This is a genomic window from Streptomyces sp. R33 (assembly GCF_041200175.1).
GTDB classification, from domain to species: domain Bacteria; phylum Actinomycetota; class Actinomycetes; order Streptomycetales; family Streptomycetaceae; genus Streptomyces; species Streptomyces katrae_B.
Window position 1 is genome coordinate 6,282,168 of sequence record NZ_CP165727.1, and the last position, 16,867, is coordinate 6,299,034.

A 16,867-nucleotide genomic window follows, 5' to 3' on the forward strand; every position below is an offset into this window, starting at 1 on the left:
TGGAGGGGGCTGACGGGTGATCTCGCTGGACGGGAAGGTCGTCGTCATCACGGGCGCCGGACGCGGGCAGGGCGCGGCGGAGGCCCGGCTGTGCGCGGATGCCGGCTCGCGGGTGGTCGTCACGGACATACGGGAGGAGGAGGGCCGGGCGGTCGCGGCCTCGCTCGGGGACCAGGGGCTGTACGTACGGCACGACGTGGCCGGGGCGGACAGCTGGGCGGAGGTCGTACGGGAGGCCGTACGCGCCTTCGGCACGGTCTCGGCGCTGGTCAACAACGCGGCGGTGTGGCGCACGGCCCACGTGGAGCGGCAGCGGCCCGAGGAGTTCGAGGCGCTGCTGCGGGTGAACCTGCTGGGGCCGTTCCTGGGGATCCAGGCGGTGGCGCCGGTGCTGCGGGCGGCCGGGGGCGGCTCGATCGTGAACATCTCCTCGACGGCCGGGCTGGTCGGGATCCCGGGCCACGCGGCGTACGGGTCAAGCAAGTTCGGGTTGCGCGGGCTGACCCGCTCGGCGGCGCTGGACCTGGCGGGGGACCGGATCCGGGTCAACTCGGTGCATCCGGGGGCGATCGACACGCCGATGATCTCCGAGGTCTCCGGGCAGGACTGGTCGCACGTGCCACTGGGGCGGGTGGGGCGGCCGGAGGAGGTGGGGGAGCTGGTGCTGTTCCTCTGCTCGGACGCGTCCTCGTACGTGACGGGCACGGAGTTCGCGGTGGACGGGGGGATGACGGCGCGATGACCGACGGCGGGACGAGTGCCGGTGCGACGACTGCGGGTGCGACGAGTGCCGGTGCGGCGGGCGACTCCCTTTCCCCCGCGGCCCGGGCGCTGTGCGAGGCGATGGCGGCGGCGTTCCCGGGGCCGGGGGACGTGGCGGCCCTGCGGGCGGCGGCCGCGGGCGGCCGGCCGGCGGGCCCGGAGGTGGCCTCGGTGCGGGACACCGACGCCTCGGGTGTCCCGGTCCGCATCTACGACCCCGCGCCGGGCTCGGCGGGCCGCCCTCTGGTGGTCTGGTTCCACGGCGGCGGCTGGGTGATGTGCGGGCTCGACACGCACGACCCGGTGTGCCGGTCGCTGACCGCGGGTTCGGGCGCGGTGGTGGTCTCGGCCGACTACCGCCTCGCCCCGGAACACCCCTGGCCGGCGGCGCCGGACGACGCCCTGACGGTGCTGCTGTGGGCGCGGGCGCAGGCCCTCGCGCTGGGCTGCGATCCGGGCCGGGTGGTGGTGGCGGGGGACTCCAGCGGGGGCAACCTGGCAGCGGTGACGGCGCTGCGGGCGCCCGGGCTGGTGGCGGGCCAGCTGCTGGTCTATCCGCCGCTGGACGCGGCGATGGAGTCCGCGTCGGTGTCGCCGTACGGGGAAGGCCACTTCCACACCGCGGCCCACATGGCCTGGTACTGGGAGCAGTACGGCGGCGATCCCGCGCATCCGCACGTCTCGCCGCTGCGGGCCCGCGAGCTGTCGGGACTCCCGCGCACGCTGCTGGTGCTGGCCGACTGCGACCCGCTGCGCGACGAGGGCCTGGCGTACGCGCGCCGGCTGGGTGCGGCGGGGGTGGACTGCGCGGTCCACGTGTACCCGGGGGTCTTCCACGGGTTCCTGGGCCTGCCGCTGCCGGCCGGGCGGGCGGCCCTGGCTGCTGCGGCATCCTGGCTGCGAGCCGGCGGGTAAGGGGGCGGGGCGGCCGGATTCGAACCGGCGTCCTCCTCCATGCTGTGTAGGCGCACTACCTCTGTGCTACGACCCCGCCCTTGCGGTGGATCTTAGGCCAGGGCCCGGCGGGGGCGCACGCGGATATCCCGCGACGACGAAGCGCGGCATGATGTGCTCATGTCGATGTTGCTCCGCAACGTGCTCGTCCTGGCCGTGGAGTTCGGCGCCGCACTGCTGCTGCGCGAGCCGGGCGCCCCCTGGATCCCGGTGCTGCTGGCCGTGTTCGTCGTTGGCTCGGGCGTACTGCACGGCACCGAGGCCGAGTTCGTACCCCGCTTCCTGGCCGCGCTGGCCGCGGTCGGCATCGCCGAGCTGGGCAGCCGGGCCTGGGCCTCGCCGGACGCCGTCCCCACGGCCGGCACCGGGGCCGCGATCCTCCTGGCCGTCCAGACGCTGGTCCTGATCCGGTACTCCCTCCGCCGCCGTCGCGTCGCCTGAACCGAAACCTGCTGGCCAGAGCGGCTGCGCGGTGTCTACCGTCGACCCCATGTCCACGACCGACACGACCACCCTCTGGCGCCCCACCGGCCCGGTGGAGCTCGACCTCGTCCGCGCGCTCGACTGGCGGGCCTGGCCGCCGCGACTGCCCGAGCAGCCGATCTTCTATCCCGTCCTGAACGAGGACTACGCGATCCGCATCGCCCGCGACTGGAACGTCAAGCACAGCGGCGTGGGCTTCGTGACGCGCTTCGAGGTCGACACCGAGTTCCTGGCCCGGTACCCCGTACAGCAGGCGGGCGGGGAGACGATCCTGGAGCTGTGGGTGCCGGCCGAGGAGCTGGACGAGTTCAACGCGCACATCGTGGGCCGGATCGAGGTCGTCCGCGAGTTCCGCTGAGGCGGCGGCCGCAGGCTCCGCCGAGCAGGGGGAAAGGCCTGGCCCAGCGGTCGGAGATCGAAAACAATGGCCGTATGACGTCCACGCCGCCCCGCGCCCGTGCCCGGTCCTTCGACACCGCCGCCGCGCTGTACGCGGCGAACCGGCCCGGGTATCCCGGGGAGCTGTTCGACGCCCTCGAGGCGCTGGCCGGGCGGGGGCTGCGGGGGGCCAGGGTGGCCGACGTGGGGGCCGGGACCGGGATCGCCACCGGGCTGCTGCACGCCCGCGGTGCGGACGTCGTCGCCGTCGAGCCGGGCGACGGCATGGCCGCCGAGTTCCGGCGCGCGAACCCGGGGATCCCGCTCGTGCGCGGGGACGGCGACCGGCTGCCGCTCGTCACCGCCGGGTTCGACTTCCTCACGTACGCCCAGGCCTGGCACTGGACCGACCCCGCCCGCTCCGTACCCGAGGCACGCCGCGTGCTGCGCCCCGGCGGCGCGCTCGCGCTCTGGTGGAACGACCTGGACACCGCCGTCCCCTGGATCGCCGAGCAGGACGAACGGATCCGGGCCCTGTTCGACGCCGGCGGCGTCACCTTCCGGGCTCTGCCGGCCGAGCCGGCGTTCACCTCCCGCGAAGTGCGCTGGTCGCGCCGGATCCCGCTCGACGTCCACCTCGCCAACCACGCCAGCCACTCCGCGTTCCTGATGCTCGGCCCCGACGGCACCCGGGAGTTCCTCGAGGCCGAGCGGGTCCGGCTGACCCCGCTGTTCCCCGACGGGACGGTCGAGGAGCACTACGTCGTCAGCCTCAGCGTGGCCCTCGTGTGAGACCGGTCGTCCTCGTGAGTGAGCACCGCCTTCGTCACCCGTCGCGTTCCCGGAGCACCGCCGTCCGGCACACCGACGGCGAGCCCCACGCGTCGCGCAGCGGCCGCGCCTTGCGCAGCCACAGGGAGAGGTCGAGCTCCTCCGTGTAGCCGACGGCCCCGTGGAGCTGCAGCGCCGTCATGGCCGCCGCGTACGCCGCCTCGCCCGCGGCCAGCTTCGCCGCCGCGACCTCCCACGGCGCCAGGCCCAGCGCCGCCGCCCACACCAGTGGCCGCGCGAACTCCAGGGCCAGCAGCGTGTCCGCCAGCCGGTGCTTCACCGCCTGGAAGCCGCCGATCGGCGTGCCGAACTGCGTGCGCTGCTTCACGTACTGCACCGTGCTCGCCAGCAGGGCCTCGCCCACCCCCAGGCACTGCGCCGCCGTCAGCAGCCGCGCCCAGCCCAGGGCCGTCGCCGCCGCCGCCGAGACCCGGGGCCCGGCGGCCAGCAGCTCCCCCTCCGCCGCCGGCCGGGACAGCCGGCGCGCCGGGTCCGTGGACCTCAGCAGATCCCCGGCCCCGCCCGCCCCGGTGCCGCCCGCCATCCGGAGCTCGCCCGCCGCCGACACCGTGAAGCAGTACGTCGCCGCATCCGCGTCCAGTACGTACGGTCCCCCGCCCGGCAGCGTCAGCGTGGCCAGGGCCTCGCCCGCCACCAGCCCCGGCAGGAAGCGCTTCGCCGGCCCCTCCTCCCCGGCCGCCCCGAGCGCCGACAGGAGCACGGCCGCCGCGGCCGTCTCCACCACCGGGCCCGGCATCCCCGCCCGGCCCAGCTCCACGAAGCCGAGGGCCAGCTCCACCGGCAGCAGCCCCACCCCGTCATACGCCTCGTCCGCCGCCAGCGCGAACAGGCCCGTCCCCGCGAGCCGGGACCACACCGCCCGCCCCGGCCCGTGGTCCCCGGAACCCCACGCCCGTACGGCCGCCGGCACGTCCGAGGCGCCGAGCAGGCCGTGCAGCGTACGGGCGAAGTCCGACTGTTCCGCAGTCGGCAGGAAGCGCATCAGCGGCGGCCCTTCGGGAGGCCGAGCAGGCGCTCGGCGATGATGTCGCGCTGGATCTCGTTCGTGCCCGCGTAGATCGGCCCGGCCAGCGAGAAGACCCAGGGCTCCGCCCACGCGCCCTCCGCCAGCTCCGCGTCCGCGCCCAGCAGGTCCAGCGCCGTCTCGTGCAGGGCGATGTCGTACTGCGACCAGAACACCTTGTTCAGGCTGGACTCGGCGCCGATCCGCTCGCCCGCCGCGAACCGCGAGGCCGCGGCCCAGGTGAACAGCTCGTACGCGCGCGCCCCGACCGCCGCGTCCGCCACCCGGTTCCGCAGCGCGGTGTCCGCCGGATCCCCGGCCGCCCGCCACAGCCCGGCCAGCCGGTCCGCCGCCGCGAGGAAGCGCCCCGGCGAACGCAGCGTCAGCCCGCGCTCGTTGCCCGTCGTCGACATCGCGATCCGCCAGCCCTGCCCCGGCTCCCCGATCACGTCCGTGTCCGGTACGAAGACCTCGTCGAGGAAGAGCTCCGCGAAGGCGGGCTTCCCGTCCAGCCGGCCGATGGGCCGTACCGTCATCCCCGGCGCGCGCAGGTCGAACATCAGGTACGTCAGCCCCTGGTGCGGTTTCGCGGCCCCCGGGTCCGTACGGAAGATGCCGAACGCCCGGTCCGCGAACGCCGCCCGCGAGGACCAGGTCTTCTGCCCCGACAGCAGCCAGCCGCCCCCGGTGCGCACGGCCCGCGACGTCAGCGAGGCCAGGTCGGAGCCCGACTCCGGCTCCGACCAGGCCTGCGCCCAGATCACCTCGCCGCTCGCCATCGGCGGCAGCACCCGCGCCCTCTGCTCGGGCGTCCCGTGGTCGAAGAGGGTCGGTGCGAGGAGGCTGATGCCGTTCTGGGAGACCCGGCCGGGCGCCCCCGCCGCCCAGTACTCCTCCTCGAAGACCAGCCACCGCTCGATGTCCACGCCGCGGCCGCCGTACTCCTCGGGCCAGGACACCGCCGACCAGCGGTCCGCGTACAGCTGCGCCTCCCACTCCCGGTGCGCCGCGAAGCCCTCCGCCGTCTCCAGGGAGGGGAGGGGGGAATCCGGGACGTGGCCGGCGAGCCAGGCGCGTGCCTCGGCCCGGAAGGCCTCCACCTCCGGTGCGTGGGTCAGGTCCATCAGCCGTTCGCCTCCGTCGCAGGGCCTGTGTACGCGTTCCGCCAGCAGTGTTCCCTAACAAGTGTTTGGTAGGTTAACGTACGGCCATGAGCCTGAACACCCCCAACACCCCCGGCTACGTGCCGGGTCACGGGCTGCTCCAGGGCCGCACCGCCGTCGTCACCGCCGCCGCCGGCGCCGGGATCGGCGGGGCCACCGCCCGCCGCTTCCTGGAGGAGGGCGCCCGCATCGTCATCGGCGACGCGCACGCCCGCCGCCTGAAGGAGACCGAGGACGCCCTCGCCGCCGAGTTCGGCGCCGACCGCGTCGCCTCCCTCCCCTGCGACGTCACCGACGAGGGCCAGGTCCGGGCCCTGTTCGCGCTCGCCGAGCGGGCCCACGGCCGCCTCGACGTCGTCGTCAACAACGCCGGCCTCGGCGGCACCGCCGCCCTCGTCGACATGACCGACGAACAGTGGGGGAAGGTCCTCGACGTCACCCTGAACGGCACCTTCCGCTGCACCCGCGCCGCCCTGCAGTCACTGAAGGCCTCCCGGCGGGGCGGGGTCATCGTCAACAACGCCTCCGTCGTCGGCTGGCGCGCCCAGAGCGGCCAGGCCCACTACGCCGCCGCCAAAGCCGGCGTGATGGCGCTGACCCGCTGCGCGGCACTGGAAGCGGCCGAGTTCGGCGTCCGGATCAACGCGGTCGCCCCGAGCCTGGCCATGCACCCGCACCTGGCGAAGGTCACCAGCGAGGAACTGCTGCGCGAGCTGACGGCCCGCGAGGCCTTCGGCCGCTACGCCGAGCCGTGGGAGGTCGCCAACGTCATCGTCTTCCTGGCCAGCGGCTACTCGTCGTACATGACCGGCGAGACCGTCTCGGTCAGCAGCCAGCGCGCCTAGGGGATGCCCTTCGCACGCGCCGGCCGCCGCTCGCTGATCCGGCCCGACCGGCAAGGCACCCCCTGGCCCAGAATGGGCCCGTGCCAACGAACCGACCGACGAACCAGCCGACCCGGCCGACACCCAAGAAGAAGCCCCAGGTGACGGCCACGCCCGAGCGCCGCCGCGAGCTCCTCGACACCGCCGCCGAGGTCTTCGCCGCGCAGGGCTACAACGCCACCACCGTCCGCAAGATCGCCGACGCCGCCGGCATGCTCGCCGGCAGCCTCTACTACCACTTCGATTCCAAGGAATCGATGCTCGACGAGATCCTCTCGGCCTTCCTGAACGAGCTCTGGCAGGGCTACGACACCGTCCTCGCCGCCGGCCTCGGCCCGAGGGAGACCATCGAGGCCCTCGTCACCGAGTCCTTCCGGGAGATCGACCGGCACCGCGCCGCCGTCGCGATCTACCAGAAGGAGTCCCGCGCCCTCTGCGTGCAGCCCCGCTTCCACTACCTGTCCGACTCGCAGCAGAAGTTCGAGAAGGCCTGGCTGGGGACGCTGGAGCGCGGGGTCGCCGCCCAGGTCTTCCGCGCCGACCTCGACATCCGCCTCACCTACCGCTTCGTGCGCGACACGGTGTGGGTGGCGGCGTCCTGGTACCGGCCGGGAGGACAGCACAGCCCCGAGGAGATCGCCCGCCAGTACCTCTCGATGGTGCTGGACGGGATCGCCGTGCGTACGTAACCCGATCCGAGGAGTCCCGATGCCCGAGGCCTACATAGTCGAAGCGGTACGCACGCCCGTGGGGCGGCGTAAAGGGGGCCTGTCCGCGGTCCACCCGGCCGACCTGGGCGCGCACGTCCTGAAGGCGCTGGTCGAGCGGTCCGGGGTGGACCCGGCCGCCGTCGAGGACGTGGTCTTCGGCTGCCTGGACACGGTGGGCCCGCAGGCCGGGGACATCGCCCGCACCGCATGGCTGGCGGCGGGGCTGCCAGAGGAAGTGCCGGGCGTCACGGTGGACCGCCAGTGCGGCTCCTCGCAGCAGGCCGTCCACTTCGCGGCGCAGGGCGTGCTCTCCGGGACCCAGGACCTGGTCGTGGCCGGCGGGACCCAGAACATGTCGATGATCCCGATCGCCTTCGCGTCCCGGCAGGCGGCGCAGCCGCTCGGCCTCACGGAGGGCCCGTACGCGGGCAGCGAGGGCTGGCGGGCCCGGTACGGGGACGCGCCGGTGAACCAGTTCCACGGCGCCGAGCTGATCGCGCAGAAGTGGGGCATCACGCGCCGCGCCATGGAGGCATTCGCGCTGCGGTCCCACCAGCGGGCCCTGCGCGCGATCGACGAGGGCCGCTTCGAGCGCGAGACCGTCGCGTACGGGGACGTCCGGGCCGACGAGGGCCCGCGCCGGGACACCACCCTGGAGAAGATGGCGGGCCTGCGGCCGGTGGCCGAGGGCGGCACGATCACGGCGGCCGTCTCCTCGCAGGTCTCGGACGGCGCGGCGGCGATGCTGATCGCCTCCGAGCGGGCCGTCGCCGAACACGGCCTGCGGCCGCGGGCCCGCATCCACCACCTGTCCGTACGCGGCGAGGACCCCATCCGGATGCTGTCGGCGCCGATCCCGGCGACGGCGCACGCGCTGAAGAAGACCGGCATGTCGCTGGACGACATCGACCTCGTGGAGATCAACGAGGCGTTCGCCCCGGTCGTCCTGGCCTGGCTGAAGGAGACCGGCGCCGACCCCGAACGGGTGAACGTCAACGGCGGGGCCATCGCGTTGGGCCATCCGCTGGGCGCCACGGGAGTGAAACTGATGACCACGCTGCTCCACGAGCTGGAGCGGACGGGGGGCCGCTACGGGCTGCAGACCATGTGCGAGGGCGGCGGCCAGGCCAACGTCACCATCATCGAGCGGCTGTAGCGCACGGCCCCGGCGCCGTGGCCGGGGGGTCCGCCCCCGGTCCCGCGCAGGTCGCCCGCGGAAGGGGCTGGGATGCCCGCGCCGAGGTGTGCTAGCTTTAGCAGCGTTGCAGTTGTGGTACCCATGAACTTTATGTGCGCCTGACGGGAATGTTCCTCAGGCGCTTTTATTGTTTTGCCGGACTCTCCGGATGGGGCCCTTTGCCGCCTATTCAGGAGATTCAAAATGGCACTTGGCACCGTGAAGTGGTTCAACTCGGAAAAGGGCTTCGGCTTCATCGAGCAGGACGGTGGCGGTCCGGACGTGTTCGCCCACTACTCGAACATCGCCACCCAGGGCTTCCGTGAGCTCACCGAGGGTCAGCGCGTCTCGTTCGACGTGACCCAGGGCCAGAAGGGCCCCCAGGCGGAGAACATCCTCCCCGCCAACTAAGTACTTCAGCATGCCGGGGTCCGCACCGCGAGGTGCGGGCCCCGGCTTGTCTGCTGTTTCGACCTTTGTTTTACCTGCCGGTTTCAGGAGGGCTTTCTCGCATGACCAGCTCCAGCTCCGCACGACCCAGCCGCCGCCCCACCCGGGGTCGAGGTGCGGCACAGGGACGTCCGAAGGCTGGCGCGGGACGGCAGAAGTCCGCCCCCGTCGCCCGGCCCCAAGAATTCACCATGCCCGAACCTCTGACCCCGGCCCTGCCGCCGGTGGCCGCGTTCGAGGACATGGGCATGCCCGAGGCGCTGCTGAAGACCCTCGCCGCCCAGGGCGTCACCGAGCCGTTCCCGATCCAGTCCGCGACGCTGCCGAACTCGCTCGCCGGCCGTGACCTGCTCGGCCGCGGCCGTACCGGCTCCGGCAAGACGCTGGCCTTCGGCCTGGCGCTGCTGGCCCGTACCACCGGCCGCCGCGCACAGCCGAAGCAGCCGCTCGCGCTGGTCCTCGTACCGACCCGTGAGCTCGCGCAGCAGGTGACCGACGCCCTGGCCCCGTACGCCACGGCCGTCAACCTGCGCATCGCGACCGTCGTCGGCGGCATGTCGATCAACCGGCAGTCGGGCGCGCTGCGCCGCGGCGCCGAGGTGCTCGTCGCCACTCCCGGCCGCCTGAAGGACCTCATCGACCGCGGTGACGCCGACCTCTCGCAGGTCGCGATCACGGTCCTCGACGAGGCCGACCAGATGACCGACATGGGCTTCATGCCGCAGGTCACCGCACTGCTCAAGCAGGTCGAGCCCGAGGGCCAGACCATGCTGTTCTCGGCGACCCTCGACAAGAACATCGACAAGCTCGTCAAGATGTTCCTGCACGACCCGGTCGCCTTCTCCGTCGACCCGTCCGCCGGCGCGGTCAGCACGATGGAGCACCACGTCCTGTACGTCATGGACGAGACCGACAAGAAGGCCGTGGCCACGCGCATAGCCGCTCGCGACGGCCGGGTGATCATGTTCGTGGACACCAAGCGCGGTGTCGACCGCATGGTCAAGAAGCTCCTGGCGGACGGCGTCCGCGCTTCCGGCCTGCACGGCGGCCGCTCGCAGCCGCAGCGCAACCGGACCCTGGACTGGTTCAAGACCGGCGAGGTCACCGCGCTGATCGCCACGAACGTGGCCGCGCGCGGCATCCACATCGACGACCTCGACCTGGTCGTCAACATCGACCCGCCGACCGACCACAAGGACTACCTGCACCGTGGCGGCCGTACCGCCCGCGCCGGCGAGTCCGGCAGCGTGGTCACCCTGGTGCTCCCCGACCAGAAGCGGGACATGTCCCGCCTGATGTCGGACGCCGGGATCTCCCCGCGCACCGCGCAGATCAAGTCCTCCGACGAGGAGCTGTCCCGGCTCACCGGCGCCAAGGAGCCCTCGGGCATCCCCGTGGTCCTCGAGGTGCCGCAGCAGCCGGCCCCGGCGGGCCGGCGCTCCGGCGGCCAGGGCGGCGGCAGCGGCCGTTCCGCGAACCCGCGCCGCCGCTCCGGCGGGTCCTCCGCCGCGCAGGGCGGCGCTGCGCCGGCCGGCGGCGGCGAGGGCCGTTCGCGTCGGGCCCGCTCCGGCGCAGGCCAGGGCGGTGGCGGCCAGACCGGCGCCCGCGGCCAGGGCGGCCAGGGCGCCGCACGCGGTCAGGGTGGCGGCGGCCAGGGCGGTTCCCGCTCCGGCGGTGCTCCGGCCGGCGCGCGTCGCCGCTCGGGCGGCGGGCGTCCCGCGGCGGGGCGCACCAGCTCCTGACACCCGTTGACGAGAAGTCCCGTACGCCGGGCGGCGCGAGGTGCGCCGCCCGGCGTACTGCTGTCCGGCCGATGCCCCGGCTGCCGAGCTAGCGGACCAGCTTCGTCTGGAGTTTCGCGAGCGTCCGCAGGTCCAGGCCGAGGCCGTCCGTGAGGTAGCCGTAGAAGCTGCCGTAGTCGGCGGCCAGTTGTGCGGTCGCCGCGTCCAGGTAGTCCTGGCGGACCTCCTGGAGCGGGATCAGCAGGTCCGGGTTCTGCATCCGCCCGGACTGCTTCAGGCCCGCCCGCACCTGCGCGTCGTACGCGGCGCGGAACGTGTTCGACGCGAGGTAGTCGCGCTCGGCCGTCTCCTCGGGGACGGCCAGGGCGCGCAGCAGGACGTAACTCATCCAGCCCGTCCGGTCCTTGCCCGAGGTGCAGTGGTACAGGAGCGGGTCCTGGCCGCCGTCCGCGATCTCCCGTACCGTCGCCGCGAACTGCGCCCGGTTCTCGGGGCTGGTCACGAAGGTGCGGTAGATGTCGCGCATGTAGGCCTCGGCGCGGCCGCCTCCGAGCATCTGCTCCTGCGTGGCGGGGTCGCCGCTGGAGATCGCGCCGACGAGCGTCCCGTACAGGCCGAGGTCGCTGACGGGGCGGGAGGTGGCGGTGAGCCCCGCGGGCAGCCGGTCGGCGCCGTCGTACCGGAGCTCCATGGGGATGCGGAAATCGACGACCTTCGTGAGGCCGAGACCGGAGACGGTGGTGATGTCTCCTTGCGTCAGCTTGCTGAGCGCGTCGGAGCGGTAGACCAGGCCCTGGCGGACCTGACCGCCGGTCCAGGTGCGGTAGCCGCCCAGGTCGCGGACGTTGACCGCGCCCTGGAGGGGGATCTGGCGAATCGTTTCCGCCTGCTGGTGGTACCGGCCGGCGGCGGTGGCGCCCGCCGCCGGCGCGGCAGAGGCGGCGGAGGCGGCGGGCAGGGTGCCGAGGGCGAGAGCGGAAGCGAGCACCGCGGTCACCAGGCGGATTCGGGCACGGCTCATCGGTGGCGACTCCTGAGGAGGAGAAGGGGGATCACCCTGGTGGTGGCAGGGCGTCGAGCGGGTGCGGGTGCGGGTGCGGGTGCGGGTGCGGACGTGGTGAGTGCGCACGTTCGCCGTGCAGGCGTTCCAGCCGTGCCAGCACGGTGTGTGCCTCGGCCATGACGCGGGCGACGAGCTCCGCACAGGACGGCAGATCCTCGATCACCCCCGCGACCTGGCCCGATGCCATGACGCCGAGGTCCGTACGGCCCTCGACCATGGACGCCTTGAGGAGCATGGGGGTGTTCGCGGCGAGCAGGACCTGGCTCCAGGACAGGTCCTTGCCGTGTTTCATCGCGAGGCCGTCGCGCACCATCTGCGGCCAGGACAGCCCGGAGAGCCTGCGGAAGGCGGCCGCGTGCCGGACCGCCCGGGCCAGCGCCCGGGTACGGCCCGCCCGCTCGAGGGACGCGACCAGCTCGGTGCGCAGCATCCGGTGCGGCAGCCCGTCCACGGCCGTCGTCACGGTGACGTCCTTGACGCCTGCCGCGAGGTACCGGGCCTTGACCGCGTCCGGGACGGTGGAGTCCGAGGTCAGCAGGAAGCGGGTGCCCATGGCGATGCCCGCAGCCCCGTACGACAGCGCGGCGACCAGCCCGCGGCCGTCGTGGAAGCCGCCTGCCGCGACCACCGGGATGTCCACCGCATCGACCACCTGGGGCAGCAGTACCGTCGTGGCCACGTCCCCGGTGTGCCCGCCGCCCTCGCCGCCCTGCACGATCACCGCGTCGGCCCCCCACGCCGCGACCTTCTCGGCGTGCCGCCGGGCCCCGATCGACGGGATCACGACCACACCCGCGTCCTTGAGCTGTGCAATCAGCTCCTTCGACGGCGCGAGCGCGAACGAGGCGACCCGTACGCCCTCGTCGATGATCAGCCGGACGCGCTCGGCGGCGTCCCCCGCGTCCGCGCGGAGGTTGACCCCGAACGGGGCCTCCGTACGGGACCTGACCTCGCGGACCGCCGCACGCAGCTCGTCCACGGTCATCGTGGCCGAGGCCAGGATGCCGAGGGCGCCCGCGTTGGCGGCGCCCGAGACCAGCCGGGGCCCGGCCACCCAGCCCATGCCCGTCTGCACGATCGGGTGCTCGACACCGACCAGTTCCGTGAACGGCGTCCGCATCGACATCGACATCGCCATCGCCTCAGACCCGCACTTCCCGGTCGCGCAGCCCCTTCGGGTCGATCACCTCGCGGATCAGCCGCAGCTCGTCGGCGGTCGGCTCCCGCGTGTACGGGACCTCGCCGTCTGCGGAGTCGACCGCCAGGTCGAACCCGGTGGCCGCCCGGACCTGTTCGACGGTGACGCCCGGATGGAGCGAGGCCAGGCGCATCGAGTGGTCCGGGCCGGCGAAATCGAAGACGCCGAGATCGCTGACCACCCGCGGGAGCCGGTGGAAGCGGGTCACCCCGGCCGCCTCCGCCCGGTCGTAGCCCACCCCGCTCACCATGTCGACGCGCTCGACGAACACCCGCGGGGAATGCTTCGGCACCCAGTAACTCACCGGATTGTTCAGGGTGTTGACCGGCGCTCCGCGCACCCCGAGGAGCTGGCGGGCCGGCCGGGCCCAGTCGCCGATGCAGGAGATGTTCTGGTTGCCGAACCGGTCGATCTGGCTGGCGCCCATCATCACGTGCCGCCGCCCGCCGGTGACCATCGTGAGGTGGCGGCGGTACGGGAGCCAGCCCTCGGCCTCGCCGCCGAGGCCGACGAGCAGGGCCTCCCCGTCGGTCAGGAGCAGGTCGGGGGAGAAGGTCCGCTTCGCCAGCCGGGCCCCGAACGACGGGATCAGGCCCATCGGGCTGGCGAGCACCTCGCCGTTGCCGCGCCAGGCCTCGGCGCAGGCGATCACGCAGTACTCCGCCCGGGAGGCGGCCGTCGCTGTGCTCACTTCTGCTCCTCGTGCCAGGCCTGGACGGCCGACTGGTAGGCGTGCTCGCTGCCGCCGGACAGGAAGCGGGCGGAGAACTCCGGCCAGGGGGTGGTCGCGTACAGCTTCTGGAAGGCCTCGTCGCGCCCGTGGTCGGGGACGCAGGAGGTGAAGTGCGCCCCGTTCGGGGTCTCGACGACGCCCGTGACGGAGTGCCGGCTGACCAGCAGGGACTGCGGGGGGCCGGCCTTGGAGAGCTCGGCGGTCTCCACGAGCAGTTCGCAGGAGAGGTACGCGGCGTCGGCGGCCTCGCAGAACAGGTCGTCGAAGTACGGGTCCGGACCCAGGTACTGGCCGTTGCCGAGGCGGTCGGCGCGGTTGAGGTGGACCAGCGCGGCGTCCATGCGCAGGGCGGGGACGGCGACGAGCTCCTCGCCGTCGGCGTAGGGGGAGGTGACGGTGCGCAGCTCGGGGTTGACCCGCATGACGTCGGATCCGAGGCCGGCGCGGACGGGGAGGAAGGGGAGCCGGTTCGCGGCGGCGTGCAGGCCCCACATGAACATGGCCTCGTCGAGCTCGGTGAGGGTGAAGGCGCCGCTCTCGCGGGCCGCCCGGAAATGCGGCTCCAGCGGGATGGTGTCGAGGGTGGCGAAGGGCGCGACGAGCCTGCGGATCCGGCCGGCTGCCGCGAGCAGGCCGACGTCGGGGCCGCCGTACGAGATCACGGTGAGATCGGTGATCTCGGAACGGAGCAGTGCCCGCACCAGGGCCATGGGCTTGCGCCGCGACCCCCAGCCGCCGATGCCCAGGGTCATCCCGCTGCGCAGCTGCCCGACCACCTCTTCGGGGGTCATCGTCTTGTCGGTCATGAGCGCTCCTTCCCTGCAAGCTCTCCCTCTGCGGGCTCTCCGAAGGTGTCGCGGACCCGGTCGGCGACCCCGCTGAGGTTGGCCTCGAAGGTGAACCCCTGCTCGAAGCGGTAGCTGCGCCGTACGTCGACGGGGTCGATGCCGTTGATGGCGGCCTTGGCCAGCCGGATCAGGTAGCCGTCCTTCCGGGCGATCTCGGCGGCGAGTTCGAGGGCCGCCGCCCGCAGCTCCGCACGCGGCACCACCCGCCACACCGAGCCGTGCGCGTGCAGTTCGGCGGCGGTGGCGGTGCGCGAGGTGTAGTAGAGGGCGCGCATCAGGTGCTGGGGGACCAGGCGGGCCAGGTGGGTGGCGGCGCCGAGGGCGCCCCGGTCGAGCTCCGGCAGCCCGAAGGTCGCGTCCTCGCTCGCCACGATCGCGTCGGCGTTGCCGACGAGGCCGATGCCGCCGCCCAGGCAGAAGCCGTGGACGGCCGCGACGACCGGCACCTCGCACTCGTAGACGGCGGCGAAGGCCTCGTAGCAGCCGCGGTTCGCGCCGATGAGCGCGGCGTGGCCGGCGTCGCGCTGCATCTCCTTGATGTCGACGCCGGCGTTGAAGCCGCGGCCCTCGGCGGCGAGCACGACGCACCGGGTCTCCGGGTCGCGGCCGGCCGCGCGCAGGGCGCCGGCGAGGTCGTACCAGCCCTGCACGGGAAGCGCGTTGACGGGTGGGAAGTCGACGGTGACCAGTGCGATGCCCTTGCCGGGGCTTGAGGTGGAGACACCCATGAGAGGATCAGCTACCTTTCCACCAAACATTTGTTAGGTGAGGAAGGTAGCAGCCCATGGAGCTCGACGGGAGGGTTGTCGTCGTCACCGGCGGAACCCGCGGCGTCGGCGCCGGCATCGCCCGGTCGTTCCTCGAGGCGGGCGCGCAGGTCGTCGTCTGCGCGCGCCGCCCGCCGCCCGAAGCGGTGTGCGCGGGCGGGCGCACCGCCTCGTTCACCGCGCTGGACCTGCGCGATCCGGCCGCCGTACAGGAGTTCTTCGATGCGCTCGGGCGCCGGTACGGGCGGCTCGACTGTCTGGTGAACAACGCGGGCGGAACCCCGTACCGGCTGCTGGGGGAGGGCGGGGCGCAGCGGCACGCGCGGGTCGTCGAGCTGAACCTGGTGGCGCCGATGACGGCCTCGCTGGCGGCGTACCCGCTGCTGCGCGAGGCGCACGGCTCGGTGGTGATGATCGGCAGCGTCAGCGGGACCCGGCCCTCGCCCGGGACGGCCGCGTACGGGGCGGCGAAGGCGGGGCTGGAGAGCCTGGCCCGGTCCATGGCCGTGGAATGGGCGCCCGAGGTACGGGTGAACTCGCTCGTGCTGGGCATGGTGCGGACCGAGCTCGCGCACCTGCACTACGGGGACGAGGCGGGGATCGCGGCCGTGGGCGCGACGGTCCCGCTCGGCAGGCTGGCGGAGCCCGCGGACGTCGGGGCGGCGGCGGTGTTTCTGGCCTCCGGCCGGGCGGGGTACGTCAGCGGGGCGAGCCTGCTCGTGCACGGGGGCGGGGAGCGCCCGGCATTTCTGGATGCGGCAACGGTCAACAAGGAGAGTTGAGATGGGACTTGCCGAGGGTCGTGTGGTCATCGTGACGGGCGCGGGGCGGGGGCTGGGCCGGGCCCACGCACTGGCCTTCGCGGCGGAGGGGGCGAAGGTCGTCGTCAACGACCTGGGCGTGGGACTCGACGGGCAGCCGGGGGAGGACAGTCCGGCCGGGCAGGTGGTCGCGGAGATCCGGGCACTGGGCGGCGAGGCGGTGGCGCACGGCAAGGACATCGCGTCGCCCGAGGGCGCGTCCTCGCTGGTCGGGGCGGCCCTGTCGGCGTTCGGCCGGCTGGACACGCTGGTCAACAACGCCGGGTTCCTGCGGGACCGGATGCTGGTGAACCTGGAGGAGGCGGACTGGGACGCGGTGATGCGGGTGCACCTGAAGGGGCACTTCCTGCCGCTGAAGTACGCCGCGGCGCACTGGCGGGCCGAGGCGAAGGCGGGCCGTCCGGTGGCGGCGCGGGTCGTCAACACCTCCTCGGGGGCGGGGTTGCTGGGCTCGGTCGGGCAGGGCAACTACAGCGCGGCCAAGGCCGGAATCCTCGGCATGACGCTGGTCGCGGCGGCGGAGATGGGCCGGTACGGGGTCCAGGTCAACGCGATCGCCCCGGCGGCGCGGACGCGGATGACGGAGCAGACGTTCGCCGAGACGATGGCGGCGCCGGGAGAGGGCGCCTTCGACGCGATGGCCCCGGAGAACGTGTCGCCGCTGGTGGTGTGGCTGGGCTCGGACGCCTCGGCGGGGGTCACGGGCCGGGTCTTCGAGGCGGAGGGCGGCCGGATCACGGTGATGGAGGGCTGGCGTCCCGGCCCGACGGCGGACCGCGGGGCCCGCTGGACCCCGGCCGAGGCGGGGGAGACGGCGACGAAACTCCTCGCGGAATCCGAGCCCCCGCACCCGGTCTACGGAGCCGAGTAGCCGGGGCG

The 16,867-nt window shown here is 73.6% G+C and carries 19 protein-coding genes and 1 tRNA gene; 12 read left to right on the forward strand and 8 right to left on the reverse strand.

Annotation, left to right across the window (positions count from 1 at the left end; all coding sequences use genetic code 11):
- Positions 1-16: 16 nt before the first annotated feature.
- Complete coding sequence (locus tag AB5J51_RS28900) at positions 17-742, forward strand: SDR family NAD(P)-dependent oxidoreductase (protein ID WP_369779008.1); 726 nt, start codon at positions 17-19, stop codon at positions 740-742.
- Entirely contained in the window at positions 739-1,677 is a 939-nt protein-coding gene (locus tag AB5J51_RS28905; RefSeq protein ID WP_369779009.1) for an alpha/beta hydrolase, read from the forward strand. Before AB5J51_RS28900 ends, AB5J51_RS28905 begins: the two co-directional genes overlap by 4 nt.
- A 3-nt stretch (positions 1,678-1,680) precedes the next feature.
- Here AB5J51_RS28905 and AB5J51_RS28910 read toward each other — a convergent pair.
- Positions 1,681-1,755, reverse strand: a tRNA-Ala gene (locus tag AB5J51_RS28910).
- An 81-nt stretch (positions 1,756-1,836) separates the two neighbouring features.
- Here AB5J51_RS28910 and AB5J51_RS28915 point away from each other — a divergent pair.
- From AB5J51_RS28915 to AB5J51_RS28925, 3 genes are all read left to right on the forward strand, one after another.
- On the forward strand, positions 1,837-2,157 hold the full coding sequence (locus AB5J51_RS28915) for a hypothetical protein (RefSeq protein ID WP_369779010.1): 321 nt from the start codon (positions 1,837-1,839) through the stop codon (positions 2,155-2,157).
- A gap of 49 nt (positions 2,158-2,206) precedes the next feature.
- The gene (locus AB5J51_RS28920) at positions 2,207-2,557 is read left to right on the forward strand and encodes a hypothetical protein (protein WP_053786893.1); all 351 of its coding nucleotides are present in this window, start codon (positions 2,207-2,209) and stop codon (positions 2,555-2,557) included.
- Positions 2,558-2,631: 74 nt separating this feature from the next.
- On the forward strand, positions 2,632-3,369 hold the full coding sequence (locus AB5J51_RS28925; protein WP_369779011.1) for a class I SAM-dependent methyltransferase: 738 nt from the start codon (positions 2,632-2,634) through the stop codon (positions 3,367-3,369).
- Positions 3,370-3,403: 34 nt separating this feature from the next.
- Here the strand turns inward: AB5J51_RS28925 and AB5J51_RS28930 are convergent, their stop codons facing one another.
- Positions 3,404-4,411 carry an acyl-CoA dehydrogenase family protein gene (locus AB5J51_RS28930; RefSeq protein WP_369779012.1) on the reverse strand — a complete coding sequence of 336 codons (1,008 nt, stop codon included), beginning with the start codon at positions 4,409-4,411 and terminating at the stop codon, positions 3,404-3,406.
- Positions 4,411-5,556 (reverse strand): acyl-CoA dehydrogenase family protein, encoded by a 1,146-nt coding sequence (locus tag AB5J51_RS28935; RefSeq protein WP_053786890.1) that lies wholly within the window; start codon positions 5,554-5,556, stop codon positions 4,411-4,413. The genes AB5J51_RS28930 and AB5J51_RS28935 overlap by 1 nt, the downstream gene beginning before the upstream one ends.
- A gap of 86 nt (positions 5,557-5,642) precedes the next feature.
- Here AB5J51_RS28935 and AB5J51_RS28940 point away from each other — a divergent pair, with 86 nt between their 5' ends.
- The 5 genes from AB5J51_RS28940 to AB5J51_RS28960 all read left to right on the forward strand — a co-directional run bounded on the left by AB5J51_RS28940 (position 5,643) and on the right by AB5J51_RS28960 (position 10,558).
- Positions 5,643-6,440 (forward strand): SDR family oxidoreductase, encoded by a 798-nt coding sequence (locus tag AB5J51_RS28940; protein ID WP_053786889.1) that lies wholly within the window; start codon positions 5,643-5,645, stop codon positions 6,438-6,440.
- An 80-nt stretch (positions 6,441-6,520) separates the two neighbouring features.
- Entirely contained in the window at positions 6,521-7,168 is a 648-nt protein-coding gene (locus tag AB5J51_RS28945) for a TetR/AcrR family transcriptional regulator (RefSeq protein ID WP_136224616.1), read from the forward strand.
- A 19-nt stretch (positions 7,169-7,187) separates the two neighbouring features.
- Complete coding sequence (locus AB5J51_RS28950) at positions 7,188-8,345, forward strand: acetyl-CoA C-acetyltransferase (protein ID WP_369779013.1); 1,158 nt, start codon at positions 7,188-7,190, stop codon at positions 8,343-8,345.
- A gap of 225 nt (positions 8,346-8,570) precedes the next feature.
- Complete coding sequence (locus AB5J51_RS28955; protein WP_030292052.1) at positions 8,571-8,777, forward strand: cold-shock protein; 207 nt, start codon at positions 8,571-8,573, stop codon at positions 8,775-8,777.
- Positions 8,778-8,878: 101 nt separating this feature from the next.
- Positions 8,879-10,558 carry a DEAD/DEAH box helicase gene (locus AB5J51_RS28960; protein ID WP_053786886.1) on the forward strand — a complete coding sequence of 560 codons (1,680 nt, stop codon included), beginning with the start codon at positions 8,879-8,881 and terminating at the stop codon, positions 10,556-10,558.
- A gap of 88 nt (positions 10,559-10,646) precedes the next feature.
- Here AB5J51_RS28960 and AB5J51_RS28965 read toward each other — a convergent pair whose 3' ends face one another.
- Genes AB5J51_RS28965 through AB5J51_RS28985 form a run of 5 tightly spaced genes read right to left on the reverse strand, consistent with a single transcriptional unit; the run spans position 10,647 to position 15,128 of the window.
- Positions 10,647-11,579, reverse strand: a complete 933-nt coding sequence (locus tag AB5J51_RS28965; RefSeq protein WP_369779014.1) for a tyrosine-protein phosphatase — start codon at positions 11,577-11,579, stop codon at positions 10,647-10,649.
- A gap of 31 nt (positions 11,580-11,610) precedes the next feature.
- The gene (locus AB5J51_RS28970; protein WP_369780332.1) at positions 11,611-12,741 is read right to left on the reverse strand and encodes an NAD(P)H-dependent flavin oxidoreductase; all 1,131 of its coding nucleotides are present in this window, start codon (positions 12,739-12,741) and stop codon (positions 11,611-11,613) included.
- A 22-nt stretch (positions 12,742-12,763) separates the two neighbouring features.
- Positions 12,764-13,510, reverse strand: a complete 747-nt coding sequence (locus tag AB5J51_RS28975; protein ID WP_136224618.1) for a CoA-transferase subunit beta — start codon at positions 13,508-13,510, stop codon at positions 12,764-12,766.
- Positions 13,507-14,358: a CoA transferase subunit A gene (locus AB5J51_RS28980; protein WP_136224619.1), complete on the reverse strand. Its 852-nt coding sequence runs from the start codon at positions 14,356-14,358 to the stop codon at positions 13,507-13,509. The genes AB5J51_RS28975 and AB5J51_RS28980 overlap by 4 nt, the downstream gene beginning before the upstream one ends.
- A complete protein-coding gene (locus tag AB5J51_RS28985) occupies positions 14,355-15,128 on the reverse strand; it encodes an enoyl-CoA hydratase family protein (protein ID WP_369779015.1) in 774 nt (257 codons plus the stop codon). The genes AB5J51_RS28980 and AB5J51_RS28985 overlap by 4 nt, the downstream gene beginning before the upstream one ends.
- A 56-nt stretch (positions 15,129-15,184) precedes the next feature.
- Here AB5J51_RS28985 and AB5J51_RS28990 point away from each other — a divergent pair, with 56 nt between their 5' ends.
- Both AB5J51_RS28990 and AB5J51_RS28995 read left to right on the forward strand, forming a co-directional pair.
- Positions 15,185-15,949, forward strand: coding sequence for an SDR family oxidoreductase (locus AB5J51_RS28990; protein WP_053786881.1), 765 nt, complete (start codon positions 15,185-15,187; stop codon positions 15,947-15,949).
- 1 nt (position 15,950) lies between these two features.
- On the forward strand, positions 15,951-16,859 hold the full coding sequence (locus AB5J51_RS28995) for an SDR family oxidoreductase (protein WP_053786880.1): 909 nt from the start codon (positions 15,951-15,953) through the stop codon (positions 16,857-16,859).
- Positions 16,860-16,867: the final 8 nt, after the last annotated feature.

What these genes read in the sequence shown, in the direction of transcription:
- AB5J51_RS28905 (WP_369779009.1), top strand. Translation starts at nt 739, where the DNA reads ATGACCGACGGCGGGACGAGTGCCGGTGCGACGACTGCGGGTGCGACG.
- AB5J51_RS28915 (WP_369779010.1), top strand. Translation starts at nt 1,837, where the DNA reads ATGTCGATGTTGCTCCGCAACGTGCTCGTCCTGGCCGTGGAGTTCGGC.
- AB5J51_RS28920 (WP_053786893.1), top strand. Translation starts at nt 2,207, where the DNA reads ATGTCCACGACCGACACGACCACCCTCTGGCGCCCCACCGGCCCGGTG.
- AB5J51_RS28925 (WP_369779011.1), top strand. Translation starts at nt 2,632, where the DNA reads ATGACGTCCACGCCGCCCCGCGCCCGTGCCCGGTCCTTCGACACCGCC.
- AB5J51_RS28930 (WP_369779012.1), bottom strand. Translation starts at nt 4,411, where the DNA reads ATGCGCTTCCTGCCGACTGCGGAACAGTCGGACTTCGCCCGTACGCTG.
- AB5J51_RS28935 (WP_053786890.1), bottom strand. Translation starts at nt 5,556, where the DNA reads ATGGACCTGACCCACGCACCGGAGGTGGAGGCCTTCCGGGCCGAGGCA.
- AB5J51_RS28940 (WP_053786889.1), top strand. Translation starts at nt 5,643, where the DNA reads ATGAGCCTGAACACCCCCAACACCCCCGGCTACGTGCCGGGTCACGGG.
- AB5J51_RS28950 (WP_369779013.1), top strand. Translation starts at nt 7,188, where the DNA reads ATGCCCGAGGCCTACATAGTCGAAGCGGTACGCACGCCCGTGGGGCGG.
- AB5J51_RS28955 (WP_030292052.1), top strand. Translation starts at nt 8,571, where the DNA reads ATGGCACTTGGCACCGTGAAGTGGTTCAACTCGGAAAAGGGCTTCGGC.
- AB5J51_RS28960 (WP_053786886.1), top strand. Translation starts at nt 8,879, where the DNA reads ATGACCAGCTCCAGCTCCGCACGACCCAGCCGCCGCCCCACCCGGGGT.
- AB5J51_RS28965 (WP_369779014.1), bottom strand. Translation starts at nt 11,579, where the DNA reads ATGAGCCGTGCCCGAATCCGCCTGGTGACCGCGGTGCTCGCTTCCGCT.
- AB5J51_RS28970 (WP_369780332.1), bottom strand. Translation starts at nt 12,741, where the DNA reads ATGCGGACGCCGTTCACGGAACTGGTCGGTGTCGAGCACCCGATCGTG.
- AB5J51_RS28980 (WP_136224619.1), bottom strand. Translation starts at nt 14,358, where the DNA reads ATGACCGACAAGACGATGACCCCCGAAGAGGTGGTCGGGCAGCTGCGC.
- AB5J51_RS28985 (WP_369779015.1), bottom strand. Translation starts at nt 15,128, where the DNA reads ATGGGTGTCTCCACCTCAAGCCCCGGCAAGGGCATCGCACTGGTCACC.
- AB5J51_RS28990 (WP_053786881.1), top strand. Translation starts at nt 15,185, where the DNA reads ATGGAGCTCGACGGGAGGGTTGTCGTCGTCACCGGCGGAACCCGCGGC.
- AB5J51_RS28995 (WP_053786880.1), top strand. Translation starts at nt 15,951, where the DNA reads ATGGGACTTGCCGAGGGTCGTGTGGTCATCGTGACGGGCGCGGGGCGG.